The sequence below is a fragment of the Christiangramia marina genome (assembly GCF_048285865.1).
GTDB classification, from domain to species: domain Bacteria; phylum Bacteroidota; class Bacteroidia; order Flavobacteriales; family Flavobacteriaceae; genus Christiangramia; species Christiangramia marina.
In genome coordinates, this window is sequence record NZ_JBLVTK010000003.1 from 235,022 (window position 1) to 259,666 (window position 24,645).

General features: G+C 37.5%; 21 protein-coding genes. 10 read left to right on the forward strand and 11 right to left on the reverse strand.

Annotated elements, in window-relative coordinates; translation table 11 throughout:
- A partial coding sequence (locus tag ACNKXS_RS11850; protein ID WP_417921025.1) for a DUF4402 domain-containing protein occupies positions 1-456 on the forward strand: 456 nt, incomplete at its 5' end.
- 15 nt (positions 457-471) lie between these two features.
- Positions 472-3,054, forward strand: a complete 2,583-nt coding sequence (locus ACNKXS_RS11855; protein ID WP_417921026.1) for a hypothetical protein — start codon at positions 472-474, stop codon at positions 3,052-3,054.
- A gap of 2 nt (positions 3,055-3,056) precedes the next feature.
- On the opposite strand, the gene ACNKXS_RS11860 is transcribed toward ACNKXS_RS11855, so the two are convergent.
- Positions 3,057-3,557 (reverse strand): GreA/GreB family elongation factor, encoded by a 501-nt coding sequence (locus ACNKXS_RS11860; protein ID WP_417921027.1) that lies wholly within the window; start codon positions 3,555-3,557, stop codon positions 3,057-3,059.
- A gap of 131 nt (positions 3,558-3,688) precedes the next feature.
- Between ACNKXS_RS11860 and ACNKXS_RS11865 the strand changes: the two genes are divergently transcribed.
- The gene (locus tag ACNKXS_RS11865) at positions 3,689-5,500 is read left to right on the forward strand and encodes a sodium:proton antiporter (protein WP_417921028.1); all 1,812 of its coding nucleotides are present in this window, start codon (positions 3,689-3,691) and stop codon (positions 5,498-5,500) included.
- A gap of 24 nt (positions 5,501-5,524) precedes the next feature.
- Positions 5,525-6,748 (forward strand): glycosyltransferase, encoded by a 1,224-nt coding sequence (locus tag ACNKXS_RS11870; protein WP_417921029.1) that lies wholly within the window; start codon positions 5,525-5,527, stop codon positions 6,746-6,748.
- Positions 6,749-6,824: 76 nt separating this feature from the next.
- Here the strand turns inward: ACNKXS_RS11870 and ACNKXS_RS11875 are convergent, their stop codons facing one another.
- Positions 6,825-8,159 (reverse strand): aspartate kinase, encoded by a 1,335-nt coding sequence (locus tag ACNKXS_RS11875; RefSeq protein WP_417921030.1) that lies wholly within the window; start codon positions 8,157-8,159, stop codon positions 6,825-6,827.
- Positions 8,160-8,260: 101 nt separating this feature from the next.
- On the opposite strand from ACNKXS_RS11875, the gene ACNKXS_RS11880 reads away from it, so the two are divergent.
- Positions 8,261-8,905, forward strand: a complete 645-nt coding sequence (locus ACNKXS_RS11880; protein WP_295179869.1) for a hypothetical protein — start codon at positions 8,261-8,263, stop codon at positions 8,903-8,905.
- Between the two features lie 3 nt (positions 8,906-8,908).
- Here the strand turns inward: ACNKXS_RS11880 and ACNKXS_RS11885 are convergent, their stop codons facing one another.
- From ACNKXS_RS11885 to ACNKXS_RS11900, 4 genes are all read right to left on the reverse strand, one after another.
- Positions 8,909-9,061, reverse strand: a complete 153-nt coding sequence (locus tag ACNKXS_RS11885) for a hypothetical protein (RefSeq protein WP_417921031.1) — start codon at positions 9,059-9,061, stop codon at positions 8,909-8,911.
- A gap of 164 nt (positions 9,062-9,225) precedes the next feature.
- Positions 9,226-10,302, reverse strand: a complete 1,077-nt coding sequence (locus ACNKXS_RS11890; protein ID WP_417921032.1) for a transporter substrate-binding domain-containing protein — start codon at positions 10,300-10,302, stop codon at positions 9,226-9,228.
- A 34-nt stretch (positions 10,303-10,336) separates the two neighbouring features.
- The gene (locus tag ACNKXS_RS11895; RefSeq protein ID WP_417921033.1) at positions 10,337-10,744 is read right to left on the reverse strand and encodes a 3D domain-containing protein; all 408 of its coding nucleotides are present in this window, start codon (positions 10,742-10,744) and stop codon (positions 10,337-10,339) included.
- Between the two features lie 48 nt (positions 10,745-10,792).
- A complete protein-coding gene (locus ACNKXS_RS11900; RefSeq protein WP_417921034.1) occupies positions 10,793-12,259 on the reverse strand; it encodes a Gfo/Idh/MocA family protein in 1,467 nt (488 codons plus the stop codon).
- Positions 12,260-12,458: 199 nt separating this feature from the next.
- Here ACNKXS_RS11900 and ACNKXS_RS11905 point away from each other — a divergent pair, with 199 nt between their 5' ends.
- Positions 12,459-12,890, forward strand: coding sequence for an FKBP-type peptidyl-prolyl cis-trans isomerase (locus tag ACNKXS_RS11905; RefSeq protein WP_295179859.1), 432 nt, complete (start codon positions 12,459-12,461; stop codon positions 12,888-12,890).
- Between the two features lie 143 nt (positions 12,891-13,033).
- Positions 13,034-13,444, forward strand: coding sequence for an OsmC family protein (locus ACNKXS_RS11910; protein ID WP_417921035.1), 411 nt, complete (start codon positions 13,034-13,036; stop codon positions 13,442-13,444).
- A 32-nt stretch (positions 13,445-13,476) separates the two neighbouring features.
- Here the strand turns inward: ACNKXS_RS11910 and ACNKXS_RS11915 are convergent, their stop codons facing one another.
- From ACNKXS_RS11915 to ACNKXS_RS11925, 3 genes are read right to left on the reverse strand one after another with little or no spacing between them, the layout of a single operon-like run.
- A complete protein-coding gene (locus tag ACNKXS_RS11915; RefSeq protein ID WP_417921036.1) occupies positions 13,477-14,166 on the reverse strand; it encodes an N-formylglutamate amidohydrolase in 690 nt (229 codons plus the stop codon).
- Positions 14,163-15,383 (reverse strand): carboxylate-amine ligase, encoded by a 1,221-nt coding sequence (locus ACNKXS_RS11920; protein ID WP_417921037.1) that lies wholly within the window; start codon positions 15,381-15,383, stop codon positions 14,163-14,165. Before ACNKXS_RS11920 ends, ACNKXS_RS11915 begins: the two co-directional genes overlap by 4 nt.
- Positions 15,384-15,385: 2 nt before the next feature.
- Entirely contained in the window at positions 15,386-16,837 is a 1,452-nt protein-coding gene (locus tag ACNKXS_RS11925; protein ID WP_417921038.1) for a RimK family protein, read from the reverse strand.
- Positions 16,838-16,945: 108 nt separating this feature from the next.
- On the opposite strand from ACNKXS_RS11925, the gene ACNKXS_RS11930 reads away from it, so the two are divergent.
- Positions 16,946-18,229 carry a dipeptidase gene (locus ACNKXS_RS11930; protein ID WP_417921039.1) on the forward strand — a complete coding sequence of 428 codons (1,284 nt, stop codon included), beginning with the start codon at positions 16,946-16,948 and terminating at the stop codon, positions 18,227-18,229.
- Between the two features lies 1 nt (position 18,230).
- On the opposite strand, the gene ACNKXS_RS11935 is transcribed toward ACNKXS_RS11930, so the two are convergent.
- On the reverse strand, positions 18,231-19,082 hold the full coding sequence (locus tag ACNKXS_RS11935; protein ID WP_417921040.1) for an SdiA-regulated domain-containing protein: 852 nt from the start codon (positions 19,080-19,082) through the stop codon (positions 18,231-18,233).
- A gap of 761 nt (positions 19,083-19,843) precedes the next feature.
- On the opposite strand from ACNKXS_RS11935, the gene ACNKXS_RS11940 reads away from it, so the two are divergent.
- Positions 19,844-22,156 carry a transglycosylase domain-containing protein gene (locus tag ACNKXS_RS11940; protein WP_417921041.1) on the forward strand — a complete coding sequence of 771 codons (2,313 nt, stop codon included), beginning with the start codon at positions 19,844-19,846 and terminating at the stop codon, positions 22,154-22,156.
- Here ACNKXS_RS11940 and ACNKXS_RS11945 read toward each other — a convergent pair.
- A complete protein-coding gene (locus ACNKXS_RS11945) occupies positions 22,153-23,667 on the reverse strand; it encodes a DEAD/DEAH box helicase (RefSeq protein ID WP_417921042.1) in 1,515 nt (504 codons plus the stop codon). The two genes, ACNKXS_RS11940 and ACNKXS_RS11945, sit on opposite strands and share 4 nt — an antisense overlap.
- A gap of 213 nt (positions 23,668-23,880) precedes the next feature.
- On the opposite strand from ACNKXS_RS11945, the gene ACNKXS_RS11950 reads away from it, so the two are divergent.
- Entirely contained in the window at positions 23,881-24,597 is a 717-nt protein-coding gene (locus ACNKXS_RS11950; RefSeq protein ID WP_417921043.1) for a Crp/Fnr family transcriptional regulator, read from the forward strand.
- Positions 24,598-24,645 lie beyond the last annotated feature (48 nt).

Sequence of the window (24,645 nt, forward strand, 5' to 3'; positions counted from 1 at the left end):
TTTTTTCCGAAGCAGATTACGGCACAGGAGAATCCGCCAATTCCATTAAACGTCCAGGTAAGTACCGCACAATTCCTGAACTTTGGAAGTTTTGCTGTGGATAACGGTGTGGGAACGGTTAGTGTGGATGCAGATGGAACCAGAACATGGACTGGCGATGTTAAATTGCTTAATACCGGTGCTACGGTCTCCCCTGCACTATTTGACGTATATGCCAATCCAGGAACACTTGTCAACATCATGCATGATAGTCAGTTTACTTTGAACGGTAGCAGCGGCCAGACCTTAACACTGGAAATAAATAGTTATAGTACTGGAAAAACTTTTATTACCAGCGCTGCTTCAGAAATTCCAAATCCAGTTTATGTTGGCGGCACATTAAACATTGGTCCGCTCTCTGCAAATGGAGCCGGAAGCTATAGTGGATCTTTTACCCTTACTTTTATTCAGGAATAGTTGAGCTTGAATTTTATGACGAGAGTTACCCCTACGAGTTTCGATTCGTATCAATACAAAATTTTGCTGTTCTGTCTTCTGCTGTTCTTTTCTAATGTAGCACAATCACAGGAATACCCTGCGTTTGATGAATTCACTGTAGATATGACTTCTCGCGAACTCGGTACCATGGAAGTTCCAATTGCCATCAAAAATGAAATCGCTTATATAAGTTTTCTGGATCTCTTCGAACTCTTTCAGCTTAAGAGTGAAACTAACGAATTTAACAGCACTATTTCTGGCTTCGTTGAAAATATGAATGCCACTTATCGACTAAATCTTGAGAATAAAAAATTACAAATAGACGGGCAAGAAATTCAACTTCAGGAAGATCAATTTATATACACCACCACGACTTTTTATCTAAGATCTGATCTCTTCGGAAAGTATTTTAAACTTCAAACAGATTTTTCCATTCGAGATTTGAAGATTGCTTTTAGCACAGAACTGGAGTTACCAATCATCAAACAAAAGCGTAGAGACAGAGCACGTAAAAACCTGAATCGTGCTATCGGAATTTTGGAACCAGACACTTTGATTGAAAGAAGATATCCTTTTTTTAAAGGAGGTAATCTGGACTGGGGAATCACAACCACTCAGCAAACTAATGGACAGGATGATAACCGGTTCAACCTGGGACTTGGAACCATGTTCGCAGGTGGTGAAACAAATATATTACTGAACTATTCAGACAGAGTTTCGTTTACTAGTAGAAACCAGTTTTACCAGTGGAAGTACGTGGATAATGATAATAAATTATTTAAACAGGTCACCGCAGGTAAGATCTTTACGGGGGCGACCTCTTCCCTATTTGCTCCGGTAGTAGGTGTACAGATAACCAACGCTCCTTTGGTAAACCGTCGCTCCTATGGAACGTACATTTTAAATGACTATACTAAACCTCGATGGACAGTGGAACTCTATGTAAATAATATTCTGGTTGACTTCACACAGGCCGATGCTTCAGGATTTTACTCCTTTGATGTACCGTTAATGTATGGAAATACCAATATAGATCTTAGGTTTTTTGGCCCGTACGGAGAGGAATTATCTGATACCAGGGTCATCAACATTCCATATAATTTTGTTCCCGAAAATGAGTTCCAATATTCATTGAGCGCAGGTTTGGTGGAGGATGATGACAATAGAAGATTTTCCAGGTATACTATGGGTTATGGATTATCCGGGGGAGTAACGATTGGTGGTGGTATCGAATATTTATCTGATGTAAGCAGTGGTGAGTACATGCCATTCCTAAGCACTTCTATAAGAATGACTTCCAACCTGTTATTTTCAGGAGAGTATACCTATGGTGTAAAAGGAGAAGGTATTCTAAGCTACCGAACACCCTCCAGAGTTCAGTTTGACCTTAAGTATGCCAAATATCATGATGATCAGACTGCTATTAATTATAATTATCTGGAAGAGCGAGAATTTAGATTCTCTGCTCCTATACTGTTGAAGAATTTTTCAGCTTTCAGTCGATTTTCCCTAAACCAGATCCTGTTGCCTACTACTGAATTTACTACTGCGCAGCTATTACTCTCCGGAAATCTCTTCGGTATAAGCACCAATCTCACTACCTATGGAATTTTTAATTCTAATCTAGAAAATCCTACGATCTACTCTTCTCTTTCCCAGACCTATCGTTTACCTTACCAGGTCTTATTCTCACCTCAGGTACAATTCGATCTTGGGGATCAATCTTTTAGAAATTTAAATTTGGAATTGGAAAGAGTTATTTTTGAACGTGGATTTCTTAACCTGTCTTATGAGAATAATGCTCTGAGAGACGCCCACACCTTTGAGATTGGTTTACGCTACGCCTTTAATTTTGCACAAACTTCGGTGACTTCAAGACTGGGAAACCGAAATTCCTCACACATTCAATCTGCTCGTGGTAGTGTTCGCTGGGATGATTCAAACAATTACATTGCTTTAAGTAATCGTCCAGGAGTTGCTCGAGGTGGAATCACTATTCTACCATTTCTGGATCTAAACGGTAATGGAAAAAGAGACGCCATGGAGAAAGGAGTTTCTGGAATAGAATTAAAAACAAAACCAGGTCTAATAAGCTATAATAGAGATAAAACTGAAATCAGGCTAACCGACCTTCAACCGTACGTAAAGACGATCATTGAAGTGGAATCAAATAGCCTGGATAATATCGCCTGGAAAGTAAAAAAGCCTAAGATCATGGTCGAAACTGTACCTAATCAATTCAAAACTATTGAAATTCCTGTCACTGTATTAGGAGAAGTTTCTGGATTCGTAAATCTAAAAAGTGACAATACACTCCAGGGTCAGGGTAGAATTAAGGTTCAGATCTTAGATCAATTTGAAAATAAAGTAGCAGAAGTACTTTCAGAAGGTGATGGTTATTTTACTTATCTGGGATTAAAACCGGGTAACTATACTGCGCGAATTGATCCAGTACAGTTGCAGCAACTCGAGCTTAAATCCGGTCCTGCTACTTATGCATTTAAGATCGAAGTATCAGAGTATGGGGATATAGAAGATGCTATTGAATTTAATCTTGAGAAAGATATAGAGGAATAGCATTAGTATTTTATTTCAAGAACTTCGAGTTTTCGTGTCTCATTACCGAGCTTGAAGTTTACAGTTTCACCAACTTTCTTACCCGTAACCGCACGTGCAATTGGCGCAACAAAAGCTATTTTTTGCATTTTGATATTTGCCTCATCCACCCCTACGATCTGGAATTTCTGAATTTGTGAATTATCGAGGTTCTTCAATTTTATGTGCGCTCCAAACCGAATTTCATTCTGTGCCTGTTCTTCAGGTTTTAGAACCCGGGCAGATTGAATTCTTTCGGCCAGTAATTTCATTTTTCCATCAATAAGGCCTTGAGCCCTTCTTTTTTCTGTATCGTCTTTGATACTTATACTGGATCGCTCGTTTTCAAGCCCTTTTAATTCCAAGTGTAGTTCCTGTAGCCCATTTGGCGTCACATAATTTGTAACTCCATCTGGTATCGCCGCCCTTGGTGGAATGATCACTGGTTCTTCCTGATCTTCTTCCTTTACAAATCCTCTACTCATAATTCGTATCTTATATTCTCCTAATTATAGCAAAACCCTGAGGATATGACTTAAACAACAATCATAAATATTTCTCAAAACCTAACAAGGGGTCTGAGAGGATACTACATTTATCAAATATAATCATCGAAATGAGTCTGGAAATCATTGTTCTTTTTGTGATCATCCTTGGTGTGATTTTTCTATTTGCATTGGAAATATTTCCGGTAGATAAGATCGCATTTGTTATTCTGGGCCTGTTATTATTAACAGATCTGGTTTCTCCGGAAGAAGCTATTTCAGGTTTTTCCAGCCCAGCGACGATTACGGTACTTTGTCTAATGATCATAGCGATCGGGCTCGAGGACAACGGCGTTATTGATTTGCTCGCCCAGGGAATGAGGAAATTAAAAGGTCTGCCGCTGCTTATTATGATCCCGGTTTTTATGTTTATCGCGGGAAGTATTTCTGCTTTTATAAACACAACAGCTGTAGTTTTAGTCTTTGTAAAGATCATTGATGAACTAGCTGAAAAATATGACATTCCCAGTTCAAAGTTATTACTGCCGGTTTCATTTGCAGGTATTATTGGTGGAAGCTGTACACTTATGGGAACTTCTACCAACCTGATCGTTAATGCGGTGGCAGTGAAAAGAGGTGTTGAGCGCTTCGGATTCTTTGAATTTAGTTGGTACGGGCTCATTTTTATGTTCATTACTATTATCCTCGTAAGTTTGATGGCGGGATTTCTTCCTAAGAAAAAACCCAGCGATCTTAATTCGGTTTATAAGCTTGATGAGTTTATTACAAAAGGAATTGTTGGTGAAACCTCAAAATTAATTGGTAAAAATCTACAGGATATTTTCGGAGATGAAAAGGATTCTATTGAAGTGATTAGGCTTAAGCGCAAAGGCGTTATCAATGACCATCCCGGTAGATATACGACCTTAAAACTTGGTGATCAATTACTACTTAGATGTAGTATAGAACAACTCTTGCAACTTAAAGAAGAAGGTGATCTTACGATTATTAGAAATTCTGAAGCTAAAGCTGTAAAACCAATTGTGAACGAGGCTTCAGAAATTGAAGAAAACATTCAGCTCGTAGAAATATTAATGTTGCCTAACTCACCTTTAATTGGTAAAAGTATCAAAACCGTGGGCTGGTATGATCTTCATGGAGCAGTTCCTTTGGCGATCAGGAAAAGAAGAAGCTTTAGAAATCCAAAAAGAAGAATTTTCAATAAAAAGTCTGACGATATTGATCTACGGGTTGGAGATCGTCTTCTGGTGGAAGTAACGCAAAACGACCTGCATGAGCTTCAAAAAATGGACAATATTAGTATTCTTCAAAATCATCAAGAAATTAGTATTATATCCAAAAAGAAACGTTCCCTTAGCCTCGGAATTTTAATTCTTGTAATAGCATTATCTGCATTTTCCATATTCCCGATTCTGAAAAGTGCAGTGATTGGCTGTTTTTTAATGATTCTGTTGAAGTGTATCGACTTGGGGAAAATCTATACCCAGATAAACTGGCAGATCATTTTTCTACTGGCGGGAATGATCCCATTAGGTGTAGCCATGAGTAATACCGGGGCAGATGACTGGATCTCCACCAATCTCTTACTACTATTCGATGGCAAACCAAATTACAGCATTATAGGATTGCTGTTTTTAGTAACGATGTTTCTAAGCGGGTTCATCTCGAACAATGCCACGGCGATCATCATTGCACCCATAGCGATCACCATCGCAACCAAGTTACAACTGGACCCAAAACCTTTCATTTTAGCAGTACTCTTTGCATCAAATTTCAGCTTTTTTACTCCCGTAGGTTACCAGACCAACACGATCATTTACGGAATGGGAATTTACAAGTTCAAACATTTCCTGATTATAGGTGGTGCTTTATCGATTGTGCTTTGGATTGCGGCAACCTTCTTATTGAGCAGACAGTTATAAAAATGTATTTTTGCTGGAAAAAATATGTCCAGATTACTCATCATTGGTTATGTATGGCCAGAACCCAATTCCTCAGCTGCGGGCGCCAGAATGATGCAATTGATCGATTTTTTTAGAGAACGCAACTATAAAATTACCTATGCAACTTCAGCCCGAAGATCAGAAAATATGGCAGATCTTGAAGCATTAGGTGTTACCAGCCGGGAGATTCAGCCGAATAATGATGAGTTTGACGTTTTTGTACAAGAGCTGGATCCTCAAATCGTTCTTTTCGATCGTTTTATGATGGAGGAGCAGTTTGGATGGAGAATTGATAAATTTTGTCCCAATGCTTTAAAGATGCTGGATACCGAAGATCTGCATTCGTTGAGGAAAGTCAGAGAAACTATTCTGAAGTCCGGTCAGGAATTTGACGATGTTTATTTAGATGCTGATATTACAAAACGTGAAGCTGCGGCAATCTACAGGTGTGATATTTCTTTAATCATTTCTGAATTCGAAATGAACCTTTTAGTTGAAAAGCTCAAGATCCCGGAGCATATACTCTTCTACCTGCCATTTATGATGGGGACGGTTTCTTCTGAAAATAATAGCTACACTGAAAGAAGAGACTTTATTAGTATTGGTAATTTTCTTCATGAACCAAACTGGAGAGCAGTTCTAAATTTAAAGGAGAACATCTGGCCATTACTTAGAAAAATTGTGCCAGATGCACAATTACATATTTATGGCGCTTATCCTTCAAAGAAAGTCTGGGATTTAGAGAATAAGGCTGAAAGATTTCTAGTTCATGGACGCGCAGAAAATGCTCAGAAAGTTATGAGTGATGCCAGAGTATGCCTTGCTCCTATTCAATTTGGAGCAGGATTGAAAGGTAAGTTGGCAGAGGCAATGGCTTGTGGAACCCCTTCAGTAACCACAAGTATTGGTAGTGAAGGTATGGCTGGAGATTTAGAGTGGAATGGATACATTGAGGACGATATTACTCAATTTGTTGAATCTGCTAAAATCCTATATACCAATGAGAAACTATGGAATAAAAAAAGTGAACAGGGTTCAAAGATCCTTAAAGAACGATTCGATCAGGACCTTCACCAGGCAAGATTCGATAGAAAATTATCCATGACTCTTAAACAACTTCCGCAGCATAGAAAAGAAAACTTTACGGGTCTAATGATGAAACATCATCTCCAACGGAGCACTTACTTTATGTCCAGATTCATTCAGATAAAAAATTCTATAAATTAGAAAACCGCTGGAAGCATAAGCTATCCAACGGTTTTCACTACACAAAAAACAGTTTAACCAAACAAGATCAGAAGTATCAAACAATGGCCTCAAAAGCCCTTCTGAACAATTTTTTATTGAGATTCTGCAAAGCGGCAGTCTTATATTTTGTATCTACTAGAAGTGAGATGTTATTGTTGCTTCCGCCGTAAGAAATCATCCTGACCGGCACATCATCCAGAATTTCGAATAATCTTGGAGTCCCACGATCGTCAATAAGTCCCTCACCAACCACACAAATGATACTGTGATCACGATCAACACTAATCTCTCCATAAGTCGTAAGTTCGCTTAGAATAGGTTCAAGGTTTGCAACATTATCAATAGTAAGTGAGATGGCTATTTCTGAAGTGGTGATCATATCAATTGCCGTTTCATATTTATCGAAAACTTCAAAGATCTTCCTTAGAAAACCATGAGCCATCAACATCCTATTGGATTTAATTTTGATAGCTGTAATATTATCTTTCGCTGAAATAGCCTTTAAACCTTTCGTTTCAGAAATTGCAGAAATGCAGGTACCAGGATCTGATGGTTTAAAAGTGTTTTTTAGAAATACAGGGATATTTTTATCGATAACCGGCGATATGGTTTGGGGATGCAGGATCTTTGCGCCAAAATAGGCAAGCTCTGCTGCTTCCTCGAAACTTAGCTGAGCTACCGGAAAGGTGTTTTCCACTACCCTTGGATCATTATTGTGTAAACCATTAATATCGGTCCAGATCTGTATTTCAGAAGCATTTATAGCGGCTCCAATGATCGTTGCCGTAAAATCACTTCCTCCCCGATTCAGCGTCGATATTTCTCCGAGATCATTTATTCTTACGAATCCCTGAGTTATATAAATGGATTCTTCAGCCTGCGAATTCAGTTGATTCTGGAGCAAATTTCCAACGAGTTCCGTATCTGGATTTTCAAGATTAGCAACCTGCATGAAATCCCTGGCATTCAACCATCTGTTCGAAATATTGTTTTTTGTCAAATAAAAACTGAAGATCTTAGTAAGGATTGTTTCTCCAGTTGTCAATATCCTACACTCATTTTCTTTACTGAATTCCTGAGAAGCGATATTTCGCAGTTCTGAAAGTTCAGATTGAAGAATATCGAAAACTTCATTTCTATCTTCTACGGAATTGAACAGGTTTTCAATTTCCTGCTCATGCCTAATGAATAGATCTTCCAGAATTTCATCGATCTTAAATTTATCCCCCTGTTCTACATTACTGGAAAGTTCTACCAGAAGATTCGTGACACCAGACATAGCCGACAGTACCAATAACTTGCCTCCTTCAATATTCTGAATGATACTTGAAACATTCCGGATATTCTCTGCAGAACCTACTGAAGTACCTCCAAATTTTAAAACTTTCATATCTCCCTTATTTCTCTGTGCATATTTACATATAGTTTCAACTGCACTAAAGAAAATTGATCGATTTATATACATTTGCACATTATGTACAATAATTAACAATGAAAACAATCACTACCGTAGTCCACGACATTATAAGGCATCAACCATTTCTGGATGACGCAATCGCCAGGGATATTGTAAATTTTAGTGGTTTAGCTGCCGATATTCAACCGCAAGTCGAACAGGAAATGCGAAAATCTGTTAAACAGGGAAGTATCATTATGGCACTTCGTCGTTACGCACCACATAGAACTAAGATTAATATGAAAAGCCTGAGAGAATTGGGTGATATTATTGTACGATCTGGCATTACTGAGTATACTTTCCTAAACAGTAAAACCATTATTGCAAACAAAGCTAAACTACTGGAATCTGTCAAGGATCAAACCGGCATTTACCTTAATTACTCCAGTAACTATCAGGAAAGTAATATTCTGGTTTCCTCCACTCTTACAGATCTGGTAGAAGATTGTTTCAGAAACGAAGTGAGGGTAACCGTAAAAAAGGAATTGTCTTCGATAACCATTGCGCTGCCTAAGAATAGCTCTCAAACAGTTGGTCTGTATTTTTACATGTTCAAATTACTTGCTTATGAGGGAATTCCAGTTTTTGAAATGATCTCCACGTCGAATTATTTCGCGCTTTTCCTGGAAAAGGAGTATGTGAACAAGGCATTTTTGCTTTTGAATGAAATCAAAGCTTAAATACTACCAGTATTCGTAGTAAACACCTGTCATTGCAACGACTGTGAAAACAATAATAAATGCAATCGCTAAATAAATAAGCTTATTAGAATTGCTGTTATTTTCATCGAAACTGTTTGGGTCTGAAGTGGTTCCAGATTTGTTCCCGCTAGGCATATTTTTGGTCATTTGGTTAGAAATCGATCCCAATATACTAATTATCAATAATTTAATTGTAGTAATTTTAAAAATTTGATAATTGAATCTAATAAATAAACATCATTTCAATTATTGTGATTGTAGCCTATATGGTAGTAATTTTGTCAATATCGTAAAATGAATTAATTGTAATCTTTCACAATACTAGCCCATTCCATTGACTTTAGAATACGGACCAGCACAGGATCAATCATATCACGATATTCAGAATTCTTTGGAAATGCATAACTATAATAATCCTTCTTCAAACTTTGCTCAATAATTTCCAGTTCGTTTTCAAGGTTCATTTGCTCAATATGGTACCTTAGAATAGGTTCATCATAGACTACCAGGAATGTTTCTTCCTCGTTAAGTTTGTTCAATGCCTCCATCGAATTATTGACAAGTTCGGTTTCAATATTATATAATTCCAGAAGTTCCTGGGAGCTCGAACTCATTACTGTCGTTACATCAAATCGATCGAGATCCTGAATGTTGTTTATTTCTTCATTAATACCTTTTACAGTTAATGATGAAGCGATGCCAGCAGTAAAACTAGAAATTATAATAACAGCCATAAACATCCAGATTAGACCTATGATCCTTCCACCCAGCGTTCGCGGTGATTTATCTCCATAACCAACCGTAGTCATGGTAACTGCACTCCACCAGAATCCCTGTAAAATTCCCTTTAAATTGCCTCCAAACTCTTCCTTGTTCTTTTTCCTTTCAAATACCCATACTAAAAATCCAAAAATGAATATGACCAGTAGAAGTAATCCTATGATAGAGAAAAACTCCCAGCTAAATAGATTTTTAAGGTGTCTTAAAGTTTGAGATTCAGATCTTTTTGCGACGCTGGTATGAGAAATAAAGTATGGCTGTGAAAATTCCATACGATGCATACGGTTATCTGTCACTGTGACCGGATTGATACTGAAGTCTACCTCGCCTGCTTCTATACCGTCCAATAAACTTCCTAGGTCCTCGTATTCTTTGAATTCGTAGTCCAATTGCAGTTCCTCGTTGACCAATTTCCATGAAGCTATACTTAGACCTCTAAATTTTCCATTGTGTTTCTCAACAAACGGAGCGGTTTCAGAAATACCAATGACCACTTTATTGGTTTCCGATGTGAGGCTATCCTGAGCGATAATGGAATTGCTCGAGATGAAAATAAGACATAGAAACAGGATTGTAGACCTGGAATAAGACATCATTCTAAACTTTAAATGAGCTCGAAGATAAACATTCCTATTTTTTCAACGAATCCTTCTGAAATACGTAAGCAATATTTAGCTGCTTCTTCCCAAAATCTTTTGCTTTTGATACGTCCTGTCCCATATAGATATCGATCCTTTTTTTCCAGCGATAGTGCATCTTGTCTTTTATATAGAAAACACTGTCGAAACCTTCTATTTTGATAGGTGAATTATAATCCAGTCCCATCCTTAAAAGATCACGCGAAACTGCGATCGCATTCATACCTGGTCTTAACGTATCTCCCCAGGCAGTAATTCTAGGATTATTCTGAGTTTGATAATCTACCGAGTTATAGGCAGTTGCCGTCACACATATCGTATCCCAGTCTTCAACATCCCTATTACCATCAAATGCCGTACAGGCAGTTAGATAGATCATTAAAATAAACCCGGAAATCAAAATCGCAGATTTTTTAAGCCTGTACGTATTTTTAGAGTACAGCATCCTTTAAGATAAAGTGAATCCTTCAGGATATTCTCGTTTAACAAATTGATTTGCTTCATCAAAATTGGTGACTTTCATATTTTCTGAATCCCAGATCATTTTCAGGTCTCTGCCTGGATAGATGATCTGGTCCTTACCGTTAGCGTCCTTTTTCCTATTCTGAATATCATAACCTCGAATGGCGAGATTTGCTATCAATAAAGATTCAGTCAAAGGACCTGCGATATCGAACGGCGAACTCAGTTTTTTATTGCCATATCCTGCAATGGCTGCTTCCACCCATTGAGCGTAATGACCATCCATCCCATTTGGCACACGTTCGTAAGTTTCGGCTATATTAACTTCGTCTGTTTTTGAGGTAGGTAGTAATCTTGGATTAAGTCCGTAGGTACCACACATCATTTTACCTTTCGTTCCAATGATCAAAGCACCATTACCTCCATCTCCAAATGTTTCTTCAGGACCTAATTCTTCTGGTCGCATAGGTTTGATACCACCATCCATCCAATGCAGTTTGATATCATCATCCCCAGGAGCCTTACCATCAAAGCTCATTATTACATGGCTGGACGGGGGACAGCTATCCGGGAAATAGCCTCTCTGAAACTCATCTACATAGACACTTCCAACACTACATTCAACTTCTTTTGGATATTTGAGATCCAGTACGCTAAAAGGCGGTTCAATAAGATGACAACCCATATCCCCAAGAGCACCAGTTCCATAATCCCACCAGCCACGCCAGTTGAAAGGAACCAATCCATCTACATATTCCTTATGTGGTGCAGTACCAAGCCATAATTTCCAGTCTAGTTCAGAAGGGATTGCACTGCGATTTTTTGGCCAGGGGATTCCTTGTGGCCATACTGGTCTATTCGTCCAAACATTTACTTCCTGTACTTCTCCAATTAGACCCGCGTCATACCATTCTTTCATTTTACGCACACCATCTCCTGAAGCACCCTGATTACCCATTTGGGTGACTACCTTATATTCTTTTGCAGCTTCTGTAAGCTTTCTTGCTTCGTAAATATCGTGTGTAAGTGGTTTTTGGACATAGACATGTTTTCCACGTTCCATAGCAGCCATGGTTTGAACAGCATGGTTATGGTCTGGAGTTGAAACACTCACTGCATCAAAATTGTTAGACTCCTTATCAAACATTTCCCTGTAATCCTTATAATACTTCGCCTTTGGAAAAGCTTTTCGGGAAGCTGCAGCTCGCCTGTCATCTACATCACATAAGAATGCTATCTCAGCTTTGCCACTTTTGTAGAAACTCTTGATATCTGATTCCCCTTTACCTCCTACTCCAATCCCGGCAATCAACAACTTATCACTGGGTGCTGTAAAACCAGGTCCACCCAGTACATGCCTGGGAACGATCATAAATCCTGAAGCTGCAACGGCAGATTTTTTGATGAAATCTCTTCTGGTGTTTGAAGTATTCTTAGAGGAAAATTTGCTCATTTTGTAAGGTGTTGGTTAGTAATTGCTTAAAGTTATCTTTTTTCAGATAATAAAACAATTAAACCTTGACTGCCATATTGCCGGTGGAATCAGTTATTGTGTCGGGTGTTAAGATCTTCGGCAAGGTCCTTGCACAATTGTACATGAAAATGGTGGAGAGAATATCGAAGCCTCAATTTGTAATGGAAAATAATATTTTATGAGTCAAGTTAAGCAAAATGATGCCGTAAAGGTACACTACACAGGAAAACTAGAAGACGGACAGGTTTTTGACAGTTCAGTAGAACGTGGAGAACCTATCGAATTCACTCTAGGTGAAGGGCAATTGATTCCTGGATTCGAAGAAGGCCTTATCGGGATGGAAGTTAACGAGAAGAAGACTATCAACATATCTAAAGATGAAGCTTACGGAGATCCTAAAGAAGAATTGATCCAGGAAGTTCAAAAAAACCAACTTCCAGAAGAGCTTAAGCCAGAAGTTGGAATGCCATTGGTATCTAAAGGACCTGACGGTCGTGAGATCAATCTGGTAATTACAGATGTAAAGGATGAAACCATCGTAGTAGATGCAAATCACCCTCTAGCTGGAAAAGATCTTATTTTTGATCTTGAAGTAGTTGAGATCAAGTAATTGATTATCGAACATATTTTGAAAAAGCCCGGTCTGTCCGGGCTTTTTTTTTGATTGTGTTTTATAATCTGGTTAAGGTTATGATAATTCTTTTCCATTGATAGTTTTGCTCCTTACATTAGATTAAAATCAAATTCTAAGTTATGATAAGAAAAGGATCAGCCGAATGGAAAGGCTCTTTAAAAGAAGGAAAAGGAACAGTTAGTCTTGAAAGCGGAGTTCTCAAAGATGAACAATATTCCTACAAGACACGTTTTGAAAACGGGAAAGGTACAAATCCAGAAGAATTGGTTGGTGCTGCACATGCAGGTTGTTTTAGCATGCAACTATCTGCTTTCCTTACTGAGGATGGATATGAACCAAACAAGGTTGCTACGACAAGTGAGATTACATTCGAGGATGGAGAGATCACAAAATCACATTTAATCCTAACAGCAGACGTTCCAGGAATTGATAAAGATAAGTTTGATAAGATCGCTAATAAGGCAAAAGAAAGCTGTCCGCTTTCAAAATTACTTAAAGCCGAAATTACATTGGAATACGATCTAAAATAAGACATTAGATCCCCCGAATTAAAGCTCCTTATTTAAGGGGCTTTTTTTATGCAATCTTTTACAGAGTTATATATAGTTTCTTTTAAACTGACATTCATTTTATTCTTGAACACAAATTTTTGATTGACCTCAATTTCGATTCCTATATAATTTTCTGTAAATACTTTTCTCAGGTAAGTCGTAAAACCATCAGCTTTTCCATGATATGGATAATTTTTGCGAACTCTGTATTTAGATTCCTCTGTGAGAGAACTTTTGAATTGCTCACTCCATTCCTTTTCTAACCAAACCTTAGGATCATACAATATCCCTATATCGCAATTTCTTTCAAGATCATTAAAAACGGGAGTAAACGAATGAATCGAAAGATGTAATACCGTGAGATTCAATTTATGAAAATCCAGAATTATATTCTCAACATGACGACGGTAAGGTGAATAGTGTTTTTCGATTATTTCACTCTTCTTAGAATGCTCAAGAATTTTTGAGAACCTGGAAAATAGCTTAGGATGGTGAAGAGATCGATTAGTCTCAATCAGTAATCTTCCAATATCCTGCACATAGCTGGCATTTGATAAAGGTTCTAAAAATTTGTACAAATCGTAAGCACCAGGATCATAGCCTTCATGAGTATTCAGAACATCATTTTGCTCTTTGAATAAATAAGTGTATTCAGGCGGAATTGCATTGGTAGCATGTTCGCAGGTAATAACTAATTTCATGGTCGGAACATACGATCAGACTGCAGGCTTTCAGCAATTTTCAGGTAAGTACGTTTTATGTTCGTTTCTGAAAAATCTCCTCTCAAGGATTTTAGGATACGTGATGAAAGACTGCCGTTTTGTAATATGAATTCGATATGATTTTGATGATTGACAGACAATTTATTACCTACACGTTTATAAATGTTTTTCCAGATATTTTTAACTTCAGCGTCTTTTTCAATATCAAAAATTGCGAGATATCGCTTGTTTGTAATCAGAGTATTTTCAGCATCCTTGATCACATCATTAAAGATATCAAATAAATCATCTTCGTGCCAGGTCTTTTGATCTTCCAGAGAAACCAGTTCTTCAGAAACCAATAATTTTAAGGCTTCTACTATAAAGGCTGCAATGGCAATATCTGCGGAAGGTGTTTCCTGAATATCGATCACCCTGATCTCAATTGCATTCCTGTCGAATCTTGAAATTGCTCCTCTTGAATTTAAAAAATGATGATCGAGAATTTGCTCAGTATCATACTTTTTGATCGCTTTATTTATTGGATCAAAGATCTTTTCGTGGTAGTCCTTCTTGTTGAATACCTGTTCTGGTATGACCTTCCCTGTCATATGAGGTATTTCCTTCTGATTGGTCTTATAATAGTGCATTCTGGAATCCTTGTATCCAGTGAAATGACCATCCAATACCGGGGAGCTTGCTGCCAGACCAGGAATGATTGGAAGTAAAATACGCACCGCTGCATGCAACTTCTCAAATTCCTGATCATTTGCAAATGGCAGATTGATATGCATACTCTGAACATTGCTCCATCCATGTCCCCGGCAATCAAATATCCTGTTGTAGAGGTTATAGATCTCATTGTGATCATGTGGCCATAATTTTGTTTCTATCAAAGTATCCATTAAAGGATGGCATGCGCCAGCCAGTAATTTTGAATCCATACCTCCCAGAAGTTTGTTAATCTCCTTTATATTCTGAAAAAAGTCATTTTCAAGATCTTCCAGGCTGGAAACCGGACCGTTGGTTTTTAATTCCACTACATGGGCCACGAGCTCATTGCTCCATTCAATCTTACCGTTGGGAACATCTGAAGTTAGCGTGCCATTTTTAAGGGTAAGCAATTCATCAACTGAAGGATTTACCTTCATTGTCTTATCATGCACGAGCATGTATTCCAGCTCTATTCCAAAAACTTCAAATAAGTGATATGCCATTCTTAATTTTTTTCTAGTCGGTTTTTAAGAGCAGTAATAATATCAGTATAGACTTTATCACCATAGTACTCATCCTCTACTCCCGCATCAATATTGGGATTGTCATTTATTTCTATCACAACCGGGCCTTTTTCTGTTTCTTTAATATCAATTCCGTATAATCCTGAACCCATGAGTTTAGCCGACTTTACCGCAATTTTAATTATTTCAGCAGGAACTTTTTCTATAGGGAGAGAATCTGCATTTCCATCCTGATCATATTTATCTTCAGCATTCCAGTTATAGATTTGCCAGTGACCTTTTGCCATATAATATTTACTGGCATAAAATGGATTACCATCCAGAATTCCTATTCTCCAGTCATATTCAGAATAGGAAAATTCCTGAGCGATAACCAGTTCAGACTCCTTAAGCATCGCAGATGCGAGCTCATGATATTCAGATTCCGTTTTTGCTTTTTTAACACCAAAAGAGAAAGTGGAATCCGGTGATTTTAATACTACTGGTAGACCGATCGTTTCCAGAACCTGACTCACATTTTCTTTGTGTACGATCATGGTTTGCGGAGTTGGTATTCCCGCATTTTGTAAAGCTTCAGCCATAAATACCTTATTACAACATTTTAAGATTGCATCTGGCATATCTACGAGCGCAATACCTTCCTGCTGTGCCTTGCGGGCAAACGCATAGGCTTCGTTATTTACTTCTGTACTCTGGCGGATAAACAGGGCATCAAAAGATGAAAGCCTGGAGAGATCTTTAGGAGAGACAATTTCAGTATAAAAACCCATTTTTTCGGCGATCTCCACAAATTTTTTCAAAGCTTTGCTATTACTTGGAGGTGCAGGATCCCCATCTTTCACCAGGATTGCCAAGTCATATTCATAACTGGAAAGCTTCGGAATATCATAACGCTTTTTACTAAAATATTGTTCAGCAAATGCATACATACTCTCTTTATGTTCTTCGGGGATTTCAGCTTCAGAAATCGCTTTGATACTTTTAATATTCCACTTGCTCGTAAAAGTGAATCGTACCCGCAATAATGGAATTTGAAAATGCCTGAAAAATGTAGCGCTCAATTCCTTGTATTTCGCAGCGACATTCTGCCCAAAATAGATACTGAGCGTAAACTCTTTGGACTTAAGGCTTTTGAAACTACGCTGAATAAGATCGTCGAATTCATCAGAAACTATCCGCACTAACTTTGGTTCACCAAGATCCACCAGATTCCTGATGGTTGGGATAGCTGAATGTCCACGGGCTTCTGCCAGCAAAGACACATAGTATCCCTTGGACTGGTATGAATAGTCTTTACAGAGATTAAAAATTCGAACATTTTTGAGTTTTGCGAATTCAGGATTGGTAAGGTAATCCCGCGAAGAGATAATTTTAGTATTCTCCGGAGAAATGTTCCAGTTTTCAGGCTGGTTTACAACGATGTATTTATTCATTCAATTAATTGGTAACTCTAATCAAATGTATATTAAAATTCAATCGTAAATAAGATTTTAAGTTATCCTTAAATATAATTATTAAATTCAGCCTGAAAATCTAAGTTTATGAAATTATCAATATCAGGATTACTCCTTTTTTCTCTAGTATTTAGTAGCAATGCACAAACACAGGATTCAGAATTGATCGAGAAAGCGATCAGGATACACGAGCGTGTAATTACTATAGATACTCACAATGATATTAATATCAATAATTTCACTACTGAAAATAACTATGCACAAGACCTGGATACCCAGGTAAATTTACCGAAAATGATGGCTGGTGGTCTTGATGTAAGCTGGTTGATCGTTTATACCGGGCAGGGCGAATTGAATGAGCAAGGTTATACTGAAGCTTATAAAAATGCAATTAGCAAATTTGATGCAATCCACAGACTTACAAAAATTTATGCTCCCGAAGCTATAGGACTGGCTACGACTTCTGCGGAAGTGAGAAAGTTGGTTGCAGAAGGAAAAAAAGTGGCCATGATTGGTGTGGAAAATGCCTATCCTATTGGGACAGATCTAAGCAGAATTAAAGAGTTTTACGATAGAGGAGCCAGATATATGTCACTTTCACATAATGGTCATAGTCAGTTTTCCGACTCCAATACCGGTGAAGAAAATGATGAATGGTTACACAATGGATTGAGCGAGTTAGGAGAGAAAGCAGTTCTGGAAATGAATAAATACGGGATCATGATCGATGTTTCACATCCTAGTAAAGAAGCGATCAAAGATATGTTCAGCATATCAAAAGCACCACTTATAGCTTCTCATTCTTCTGCCAGAACACTTTGCAATCATAGTAGAAATCTGGATGACGAACTACTTGAATTGTTTCGCTATAATGGCGGAGTCGTTCAAACGGTGGCGTTTAGTTCTTACATAAATACTGAGAAACACAATGCTTTTTCGAAAGCGGAAACACAAGTTTACAAAAATACTGCAGATCAATTGGGCTTGAGTTATTTAGAAAGAGACAGCGTTCGAAAACTTAATGATACAGCTAAAGAGAACTATTACAAAGATCTAAAAAAGATAAGAACCGCCGCTAAAAATGGTCTGGAGAACTTAAATGAAACTTCAACTCCGGTGGCAGTAGTAGATTTCGTGGATCATATTGACTATCTCGTGGAAAAAATCGGGATTGATCATGTTGGAATTAGTTCCGACTTTGATGGAGGCGGTGGAATTTACGGTTGGGATGATGCCAGTGAAACGCTTAATGTAACCATCGAACTGGTTAGAAGAGGATATTCTGAACAGGAAATTGCTAAACTCTGGGGTGAAAATCTACTAAGAGTACTCGATGAAGTTCAGGAAGTAAGTAAAAACATGCAGGGATAAATTAATTAAACTTTATTTCCCTGATATTTGCGGGTACTCCTACTCTTTCATTAGAAATAAAAATTCTGCCGTCCTTGGAAAATGCAATTCCTTCTGGTTGTTCAAATTCTGCAGGATCCAGCAGGTGAACGGATTTTATACTGCCTTGTTGATTTGTAATTATTACCTTTTGAAATTCAGCATCAAGAATATATAGATCACCGGTTAACGGATGAATTGCAAGATCCGATGGTCTTAAAAGTTTTCTGGGATTATGAGTTTTTAAACGTTCAAACTTAGGATCGTCGTAGTCAACTCTTAAGATTGGTTCTTTCTGCAGTTTTCTGGTTTTAGGATCATATTCATATACACCTTTGTAACCACTGCTATTGTCCAGATTACGATCCTTGACTGTGATCCACAACTTCCCGTCTTGAGTTGCAGTCATACCTTCTATATTGTTCCTGTATTCAAAGTCCAGCTGTGTACCTTCCAGTTCTTGATCTGCAACGTCAAGATCTGAAATATCTATGATTCTCCCATTGCTTTCAGCAACCCAGTAGACACCATCCAGATAAGTTAAAGCTTCATAATCTCCGGAATACGAGAACTTGTGTTTTTCAATGATCTCTTTAGTTTCCATATCAAAAATAAACAGGATGCCATCTTCATCCTGCACACAGATCATAAGTCCGTCTTCATTATATACCATTCCAGAAACTTCATTCAATTCTGAAGGTAATTCCCATGATTCGACTATTTCATAAGATTTTTCGGCATCATTAAAATCGTAATCATTCAATTGGTAGATCGCGTAAATGATTCCGGCCAGAACAATGACCATAGTTACGATTCCAATAACCCACTTATTCATATAGATACATTTGAGTTCTAATGTACAATTAAGCTAATCTCACTGAAAAAGTTTAACAATACTTTGAACAGCGCATAGTAACAATATATGTTAAAATCTGTTAATTCAGTACCTTTTATTGCATAGTACTGTAACATAGCAAGATTTGCAGCGTCTATTAAATAGAAACCATCAACAACATCAAAAATGGTTTATTAATCATCTAAAACTTTAATTATGAGACATTCAATCAATCACACAAAAGGAAGACAATGCTTTATGAACACCGAGGCGAACCTACAGAGACAGGTATTTCCGAAGCGCAAAAGAGCTTGATCAAACTTATTCATCAATCATCAAAATTATCATTATGAGACATTCAATCAATCAAACAAAATCAAGATCATGCTTCATGAATACTGAAGCCAACGCAAAAAGATCATTATTCTCGAAGCGTAGAAAGTATTAATCAATCATCAAAAATTTATCAATCATGACAAGTCTGGAAAGTAATTTACAGGTTTTTGGAAATGCCAGAACCGGTGGCATCACACACCGGAGGCCATTTCTAAACATTAAATCATCACACAGGTCTAAATATAGCGATCAAAAATATACTGCATGAAAAGACCAATTTATCAATCAGTTCATCACAACTACAGTTAGGAAAGAGGTTAATAGTATTATTAGCCTCTTTTTATTTAACAAAATTTATAAATTAAGCTTAAAATATAATTCACTAATGCAAACATTCGTTTATTTGCAAACCTTACTACTCAAGAATGTTAGCGAAACTAAAGAACAATCCCATAGTTAGATGGGCACTTATTATTATATCCAGCCTTACAGGGTTTTTCCTGCTTTTCTTTGCCAGTATCTATTTTGGCCTCTTCGGAAAGATCCCTACAGAATCTGAACTTTCATCCTTACAACAAAATAAAGCCACACAGGTTCTCGCTTCCAATGGTGAGTTAATAGGTAAGTTCTATGTTTATGATCGACAGCCCATCGATTTCGATCAGCTTCCCTCCCATCTTATTGAAGCCTTAATTGCTACCGAAGATGCCCGTTTCTATGAGCATGATGGTATTGATAATCGTAGTTTAGGAAGGGTTTTCTTTAAATCGATTTTACTGCAAGATGATTCTGCCGGAGGTGGAAGTACGATCACTCTTCAATTAGCCAAGAATATTTACGGTAGAAAAGATTACGGAATTCTGGGCATTGTGATCAACAAAATGCAGGAAGCAGTAATAGCCAAACGTCTGGAAAATGTTTATAGTAAAAATGAACTTATCCAGCTTTATTTCAACACGGTACCTTTCAGTGATAATACCTACGGAATCGAAAGTGCTTCTATGAAGTTTTTCGATAAACATACTGTGGATCTAAAGCTTGAAGAAGCTGCAGTACTTGTAGGAATGCTAAAGGCCAGTCATTATTATAATCCGCGTATATTTCCAGAAAGAAGCAGACTTCGTCGTGATGTTGTGCTTATGCAGATGGCGAAATATGATTACCTGAGTATGACACAGGCTGAAGAAACCAAAATGCTGCCGCTCATCCTGGATTATAGAAGTTATAGTCATGATAAAGGCATTGCACCTTATTTTAGAGAACAGGTACGCAAAGATGTTTCAGGTATTCTTGATACTTTAAAAAATAAGGACGGAGAAAAGTATAATATATATAGAGATGGTCTAATAGTACATACCACGCTTAATTACCAAATGCAACAGCTCGCTGAAGAGGCTTTACGAGAACATATGTCTCAATTGCAAAATGATCACGAGCAATCCTACGGGAATTATGGTCCATGGGAAAAGAATAAAAAGGTACTGATGGACGCTGTAAAGCGCAGTTCAAGATATCAGAAGCTTTCTAAAGAAGGTCTTTCAGAAGAACAGATCCTGAAAAAAATGGAACAAAAACATTCTACCGAGTTGTTTACTTATGATGGAATGGAAACTAAAAATGTGAGCAGTATAGATAGTATTGCACATTACCTGAAGTTTCTAAATTCTGGACTTCTGGCAGTTAGTCCTAAGGATGGCGCTGTCCAGGCCTGGGTTGGAGGTGTTGATTTTCGGTTCTTTAAATATGATCACGTGAGCCAGAGCAAGAGACAGGTTGGATCTACCTTCAAACCTTTTGTTTATACCGCTGCCCTTGAAAATGGAATGGATCCATGTACCTATTTTTCTGTTCGTGAAGTTACTTATGATAAAGGCTGGACTCCCTCCAATTCTTCTTCGGAAGGAGATGATTCGAATATGAATTACAATCTAAAGACGGCACTTAGCAAGTCCATGAATACTATTGCCGTAAAAGTTTTAATGGAAACTGGAATACCGAACGTGATCAGACAGGCCAGAGATCTTGGAATAGAATCTGAACTCCCGGCAGTTCCTTCTATCGCGCTTGGAACCGCTTCGCTTAATTTGGAGGAAATGACAGGTGCATATTCAGCTTATGCTAATGATGGATATGCTACCAAGCCATTCTATATTAGCAGAATCGAAGATGCTGAAGGCAATATACTGGCTACTTTTAAACCTAAAGTTTCTAAAAGAAAGGCTTTTTCAGAAGATACCCGCAAAATTATGGTCAATATGATGCAGGCTACTGTGGATGAAGGAACCGCAAGCCGACTTAGATATAGCTATGGATTAAAAAATGACATCGCAGGTAAAACCGGAACGACTCAGGATAATAAGGATGGTTGGTTTGTGGGAATAACGCCAGAACTGGTTTGTGTAACCTGGGTTGGATCTGACGATCACCGCATAGGTTTCAGGAACACCGGAATTGGACAGGGAGCAAACTCGGCGCTACCAATTTTTGCGAAGCTCATGCAGAAAATGAATGCAAGTTCAAGCTTCAATACTATTACAAATGCGAGATTTCAACCACTATCTTCAGAGCTGGCAAACCTGATGGAATGCCCGCCAGAAGAACGTGATAACTTTTTCGAAAGACTGTTTTCCGGTAAAAATAAAGATCGGAAAGAAAGTTCAGACGATAAGAATCAAGAAAAAGGGAAGAAGAAAAAAGGTTTCTTTAAGAAACTCTTCGGCAAAAAAGACGATAATTAGAATTCCTTATTGATCTGCATTCTTAGTTTTCTGGAGTAATCCTCTTCCAGCCAGTCCCGGTAATTTTTAGTGCTTTTACTTATACAGTAGGAGTATTGTTTGATTCTTGAACTAATGTCATCTTTTAATTCTTTGGCAAGGATCCTGGCATCGAACACATCTTCACTATTCTCCACGCACATCTTAACATGCTGTTCCATGGACCATTCCAAAACCGCTTTGGATTTTAGCCCTTTCTTGATAACCGTATCATAGGCAGCCTCAATATCAAAGGAGACATCTTTAGTTTTAGAGAACTGTTGCCGTATTTCCTCTGGCATCTGGTACTGAAAATCTCTTTCAATATCCTCATCACTCAGCAGATTTTCAAAATAAAAGTCTGGTGATCTAAAGATTTGTTTCCAGTCCACCGGACTGCTCCAGTTTCCAAATCTCGCCATGTTATTACCAAGGTCGATCACGGTAAATTCGCTCTTGTCTTTAAGCACCCGGGATCCACGACCAATCATCTGGAAATACAAGGTCAATGACTTGGTTGCACGGTTTAAAACAATCGTCTCTACAGTAGGCTCATCAAATCCGGTAGTAAGAATACTTACTGAAGTTACGATCGCATCTGGTGTATGCTTAAACCACTTTAAAATATCCTTTCTATCCTGCTTGCTGGTGGTATTGTCTAGATGACGAATAGGCAAGCCAGCGCTTTTAAATGTATGGTAAACTTCTACGGAAGTATTAATACCATTATTGAAAATTAAGGTTTTCTTACCGCGAGAACGTTCGTAATAGGCATTAAGAAGTTTCTCCTGCATGCTATAATTCGAATAAAGTTCTTCGGAAGATTTCACAGTATAATCACCATTCATTCCTACTTTTAAATTCGTAAGACCAACATTATAGCTATAAATATTAGATTTTGCTAAAAAGCCTTTTTCAATCAAAGATGTAATTGAATCACCAACGATTAGTTCGCGGTAATTATCTTTCATTGGTAGTTTGATATTAGAGCTTAGCGGTGTAGCGGTAACTCCTAGAATAAAACAATTTTCAAAAAACTTGAAGAGTTTTCTAAAGCTATTATAATGAGCTTCATCGATAATTACCAGTCCAATATCCTCGATCTCAAGTTTTTCATCATTAAGCCTGTTGTTCAAAGTTTCCACCATGGCTACAAAACACATGTAGTCATTTTGATCTGGTAATTCCTTTACTTTACTGTTAATGATCTTATTACGCACCCCAAATCCTGAAAGCATTTTCGAAGTTTGCTTACATAATTCGATACGGTGAGTTAGTATAAGAACCTTTTTATTGGTTCTTTGAATATATTCCCTGGTCATTTGAGAGAAAATCACTGTCTTCCCTCCTCCTGTAGGTAATTGATATAGAAGATTATAGTTTTCAGGATGTTCTTCAATCACCCCAAAAATTTTATCTATATCCTTTTGTTGGTAATCATATAATTGTTTGTCGACCTTCTTTTTCTCAATTCCAAATGTTTCTGACGCCATATAGTCCTTTATAGTAAGCAATTTTGCAAAAATAAAGCATTTTAAGCTTTAGTCAAAAATAAATTGGACATTATAGAATCTATTTTAACCCGTATACTACTTATAATTATCGTAAATTAGTGGTTCGCTAAATCAAACTGATTTTACTGTCTCCAAAACAATTGATCAGATAAATATATCCCCCGGAAAATTAACCAACTAAATTCCGAGGATTTGCACGATAAAGATTTCATCCACCAGAATAATTATACAGTATTACAGGAATGCGGTTTATTTACTGATGTTCCAGAAGAGCATTTAAAGGTACTGCTGAAAAACTTTTATCAAGAAAAATGGCCTAGACAAACCTGTCTTGTGCATTGCGAAAAATTCCTTTTTCACTTTTATATCATCAAGAATGGTAGGGTTAAAATGTATCATACAGACTTTGATAGCGCTAAGGAACACACCATTTTCTTATTGAAAAAAGGCGATGTATTTGATCTTTTCTGCTTACTGGACGGGATCAAACATAAAGCGTATTATGAATGCCTTGATCATACAGAAGTACTCGCTATTCCTATGGATAAATTGAGAAGCTGGTTACAGTCATATCCTGAATATTATAAGAATTTTCTAAGTTATGCAGGTAGATCGATGCGAATGCTGGAAGAGAATGTTTCGCAACTGGTTTTTAGCGATATAACGACGCGTTTACTGCATTTACTATTGAAGAACATAGATAGAACGTCTAATAAATTGCAGAATATCAATGATCTTCCAGATAAAGAGCTCGCTTTTTTAATTGGCTCAAGTCGTGCAGTAGTTAATAGACATCTTCAAAAAATGAAGAAGATGGGACTTATAAAGATATCCAGAAGTAAAGTACAGGTTGAAGATGTATCTCTATTATTGCAACATCTGGAAAACAACAGAATAAATAAAAATTAATCATAGATGTGCTACTTAAGTGATTTTCAGCACGATGTATATGATGTA

Bases quoted from the DNA above. Each gene is read 5' to 3' on its own strand.
- ACNKXS_RS11855 (WP_417921026.1), top strand. From the start codon at position 472: ATGACGAGAGTTACCCCTACGAGTTTCGATTCGTATCAATACAAAATT.
- ACNKXS_RS11860 (WP_417921027.1), bottom strand. From the start codon at position 3,557: ATGAGTAGAGGATTTGTAAAGGAAGAAGATCAGGAAGAACCAGTGATC.
- ACNKXS_RS11865 (WP_417921028.1), top strand. From the start codon at position 3,689: ATGAGTCTGGAAATCATTGTTCTTTTTGTGATCATCCTTGGTGTGATT.
- ACNKXS_RS11870 (WP_417921029.1), top strand. From the start codon at position 5,525: ATGTCCAGATTACTCATCATTGGTTATGTATGGCCAGAACCCAATTCC.
- ACNKXS_RS11875 (WP_417921030.1), bottom strand. From the start codon at position 8,159: ATGAAAGTTTTAAAATTTGGAGGTACTTCAGTAGGTTCTGCAGAGAAT.
- ACNKXS_RS11880 (WP_295179869.1), top strand. From the start codon at position 8,261: ATGAAAACAATCACTACCGTAGTCCACGACATTATAAGGCATCAACCA.
- ACNKXS_RS11885 (WP_417921031.1), bottom strand. From the start codon at position 9,061: ATGCCTAGCGGGAACAAATCTGGAACCACTTCAGACCCAAACAGTTTC.
- ACNKXS_RS11890 (WP_417921032.1), bottom strand. From the start codon at position 10,302: ATGATGTCTTATTCCAGGTCTACAATCCTGTTTCTATGTCTTATTTTC.
- ACNKXS_RS11900 (WP_417921034.1), bottom strand. From the start codon at position 12,259: ATGAGCAAATTTTCCTCTAAGAATACTTCAAACACCAGAAGAGATTTC.
- ACNKXS_RS11905 (WP_295179859.1), top strand. From the start codon at position 12,459: ATGAGTCAAGTTAAGCAAAATGATGCCGTAAAGGTACACTACACAGGA.
- ACNKXS_RS11910 (WP_417921035.1), top strand. From the start codon at position 13,034: ATGATAAGAAAAGGATCAGCCGAATGGAAAGGCTCTTTAAAAGAAGGA.
- ACNKXS_RS11915 (WP_417921036.1), bottom strand. From the start codon at position 14,166: ATGAAATTAGTTATTACCTGCGAACATGCTACCAATGCAATTCCGCCT.
- ACNKXS_RS11920 (WP_417921037.1), bottom strand. From the start codon at position 15,383: ATGGCATATCACTTATTTGAAGTTTTTGGAATAGAGCTGGAATACATG.
- ACNKXS_RS11925 (WP_417921038.1), bottom strand. From the start codon at position 16,837: ATGAATAAATACATCGTTGTAAACCAGCCTGAAAACTGGAACATTTCT.
- ACNKXS_RS11930 (WP_417921039.1), top strand. From the start codon at position 16,946: ATGAAATTATCAATATCAGGATTACTCCTTTTTTCTCTAGTATTTAGT.
- ACNKXS_RS11935 (WP_417921040.1), bottom strand. From the start codon at position 19,082: ATGAATAAGTGGGTTATTGGAATCGTAACTATGGTCATTGTTCTGGCC.
- ACNKXS_RS11940 (WP_417921041.1), top strand. From the start codon at position 19,844: ATGTTAGCGAAACTAAAGAACAATCCCATAGTTAGATGGGCACTTATT.
- ACNKXS_RS11945 (WP_417921042.1), bottom strand. From the start codon at position 23,667: ATGGCGTCAGAAACATTTGGAATTGAGAAAAAGAAGGTCGACAAACAA.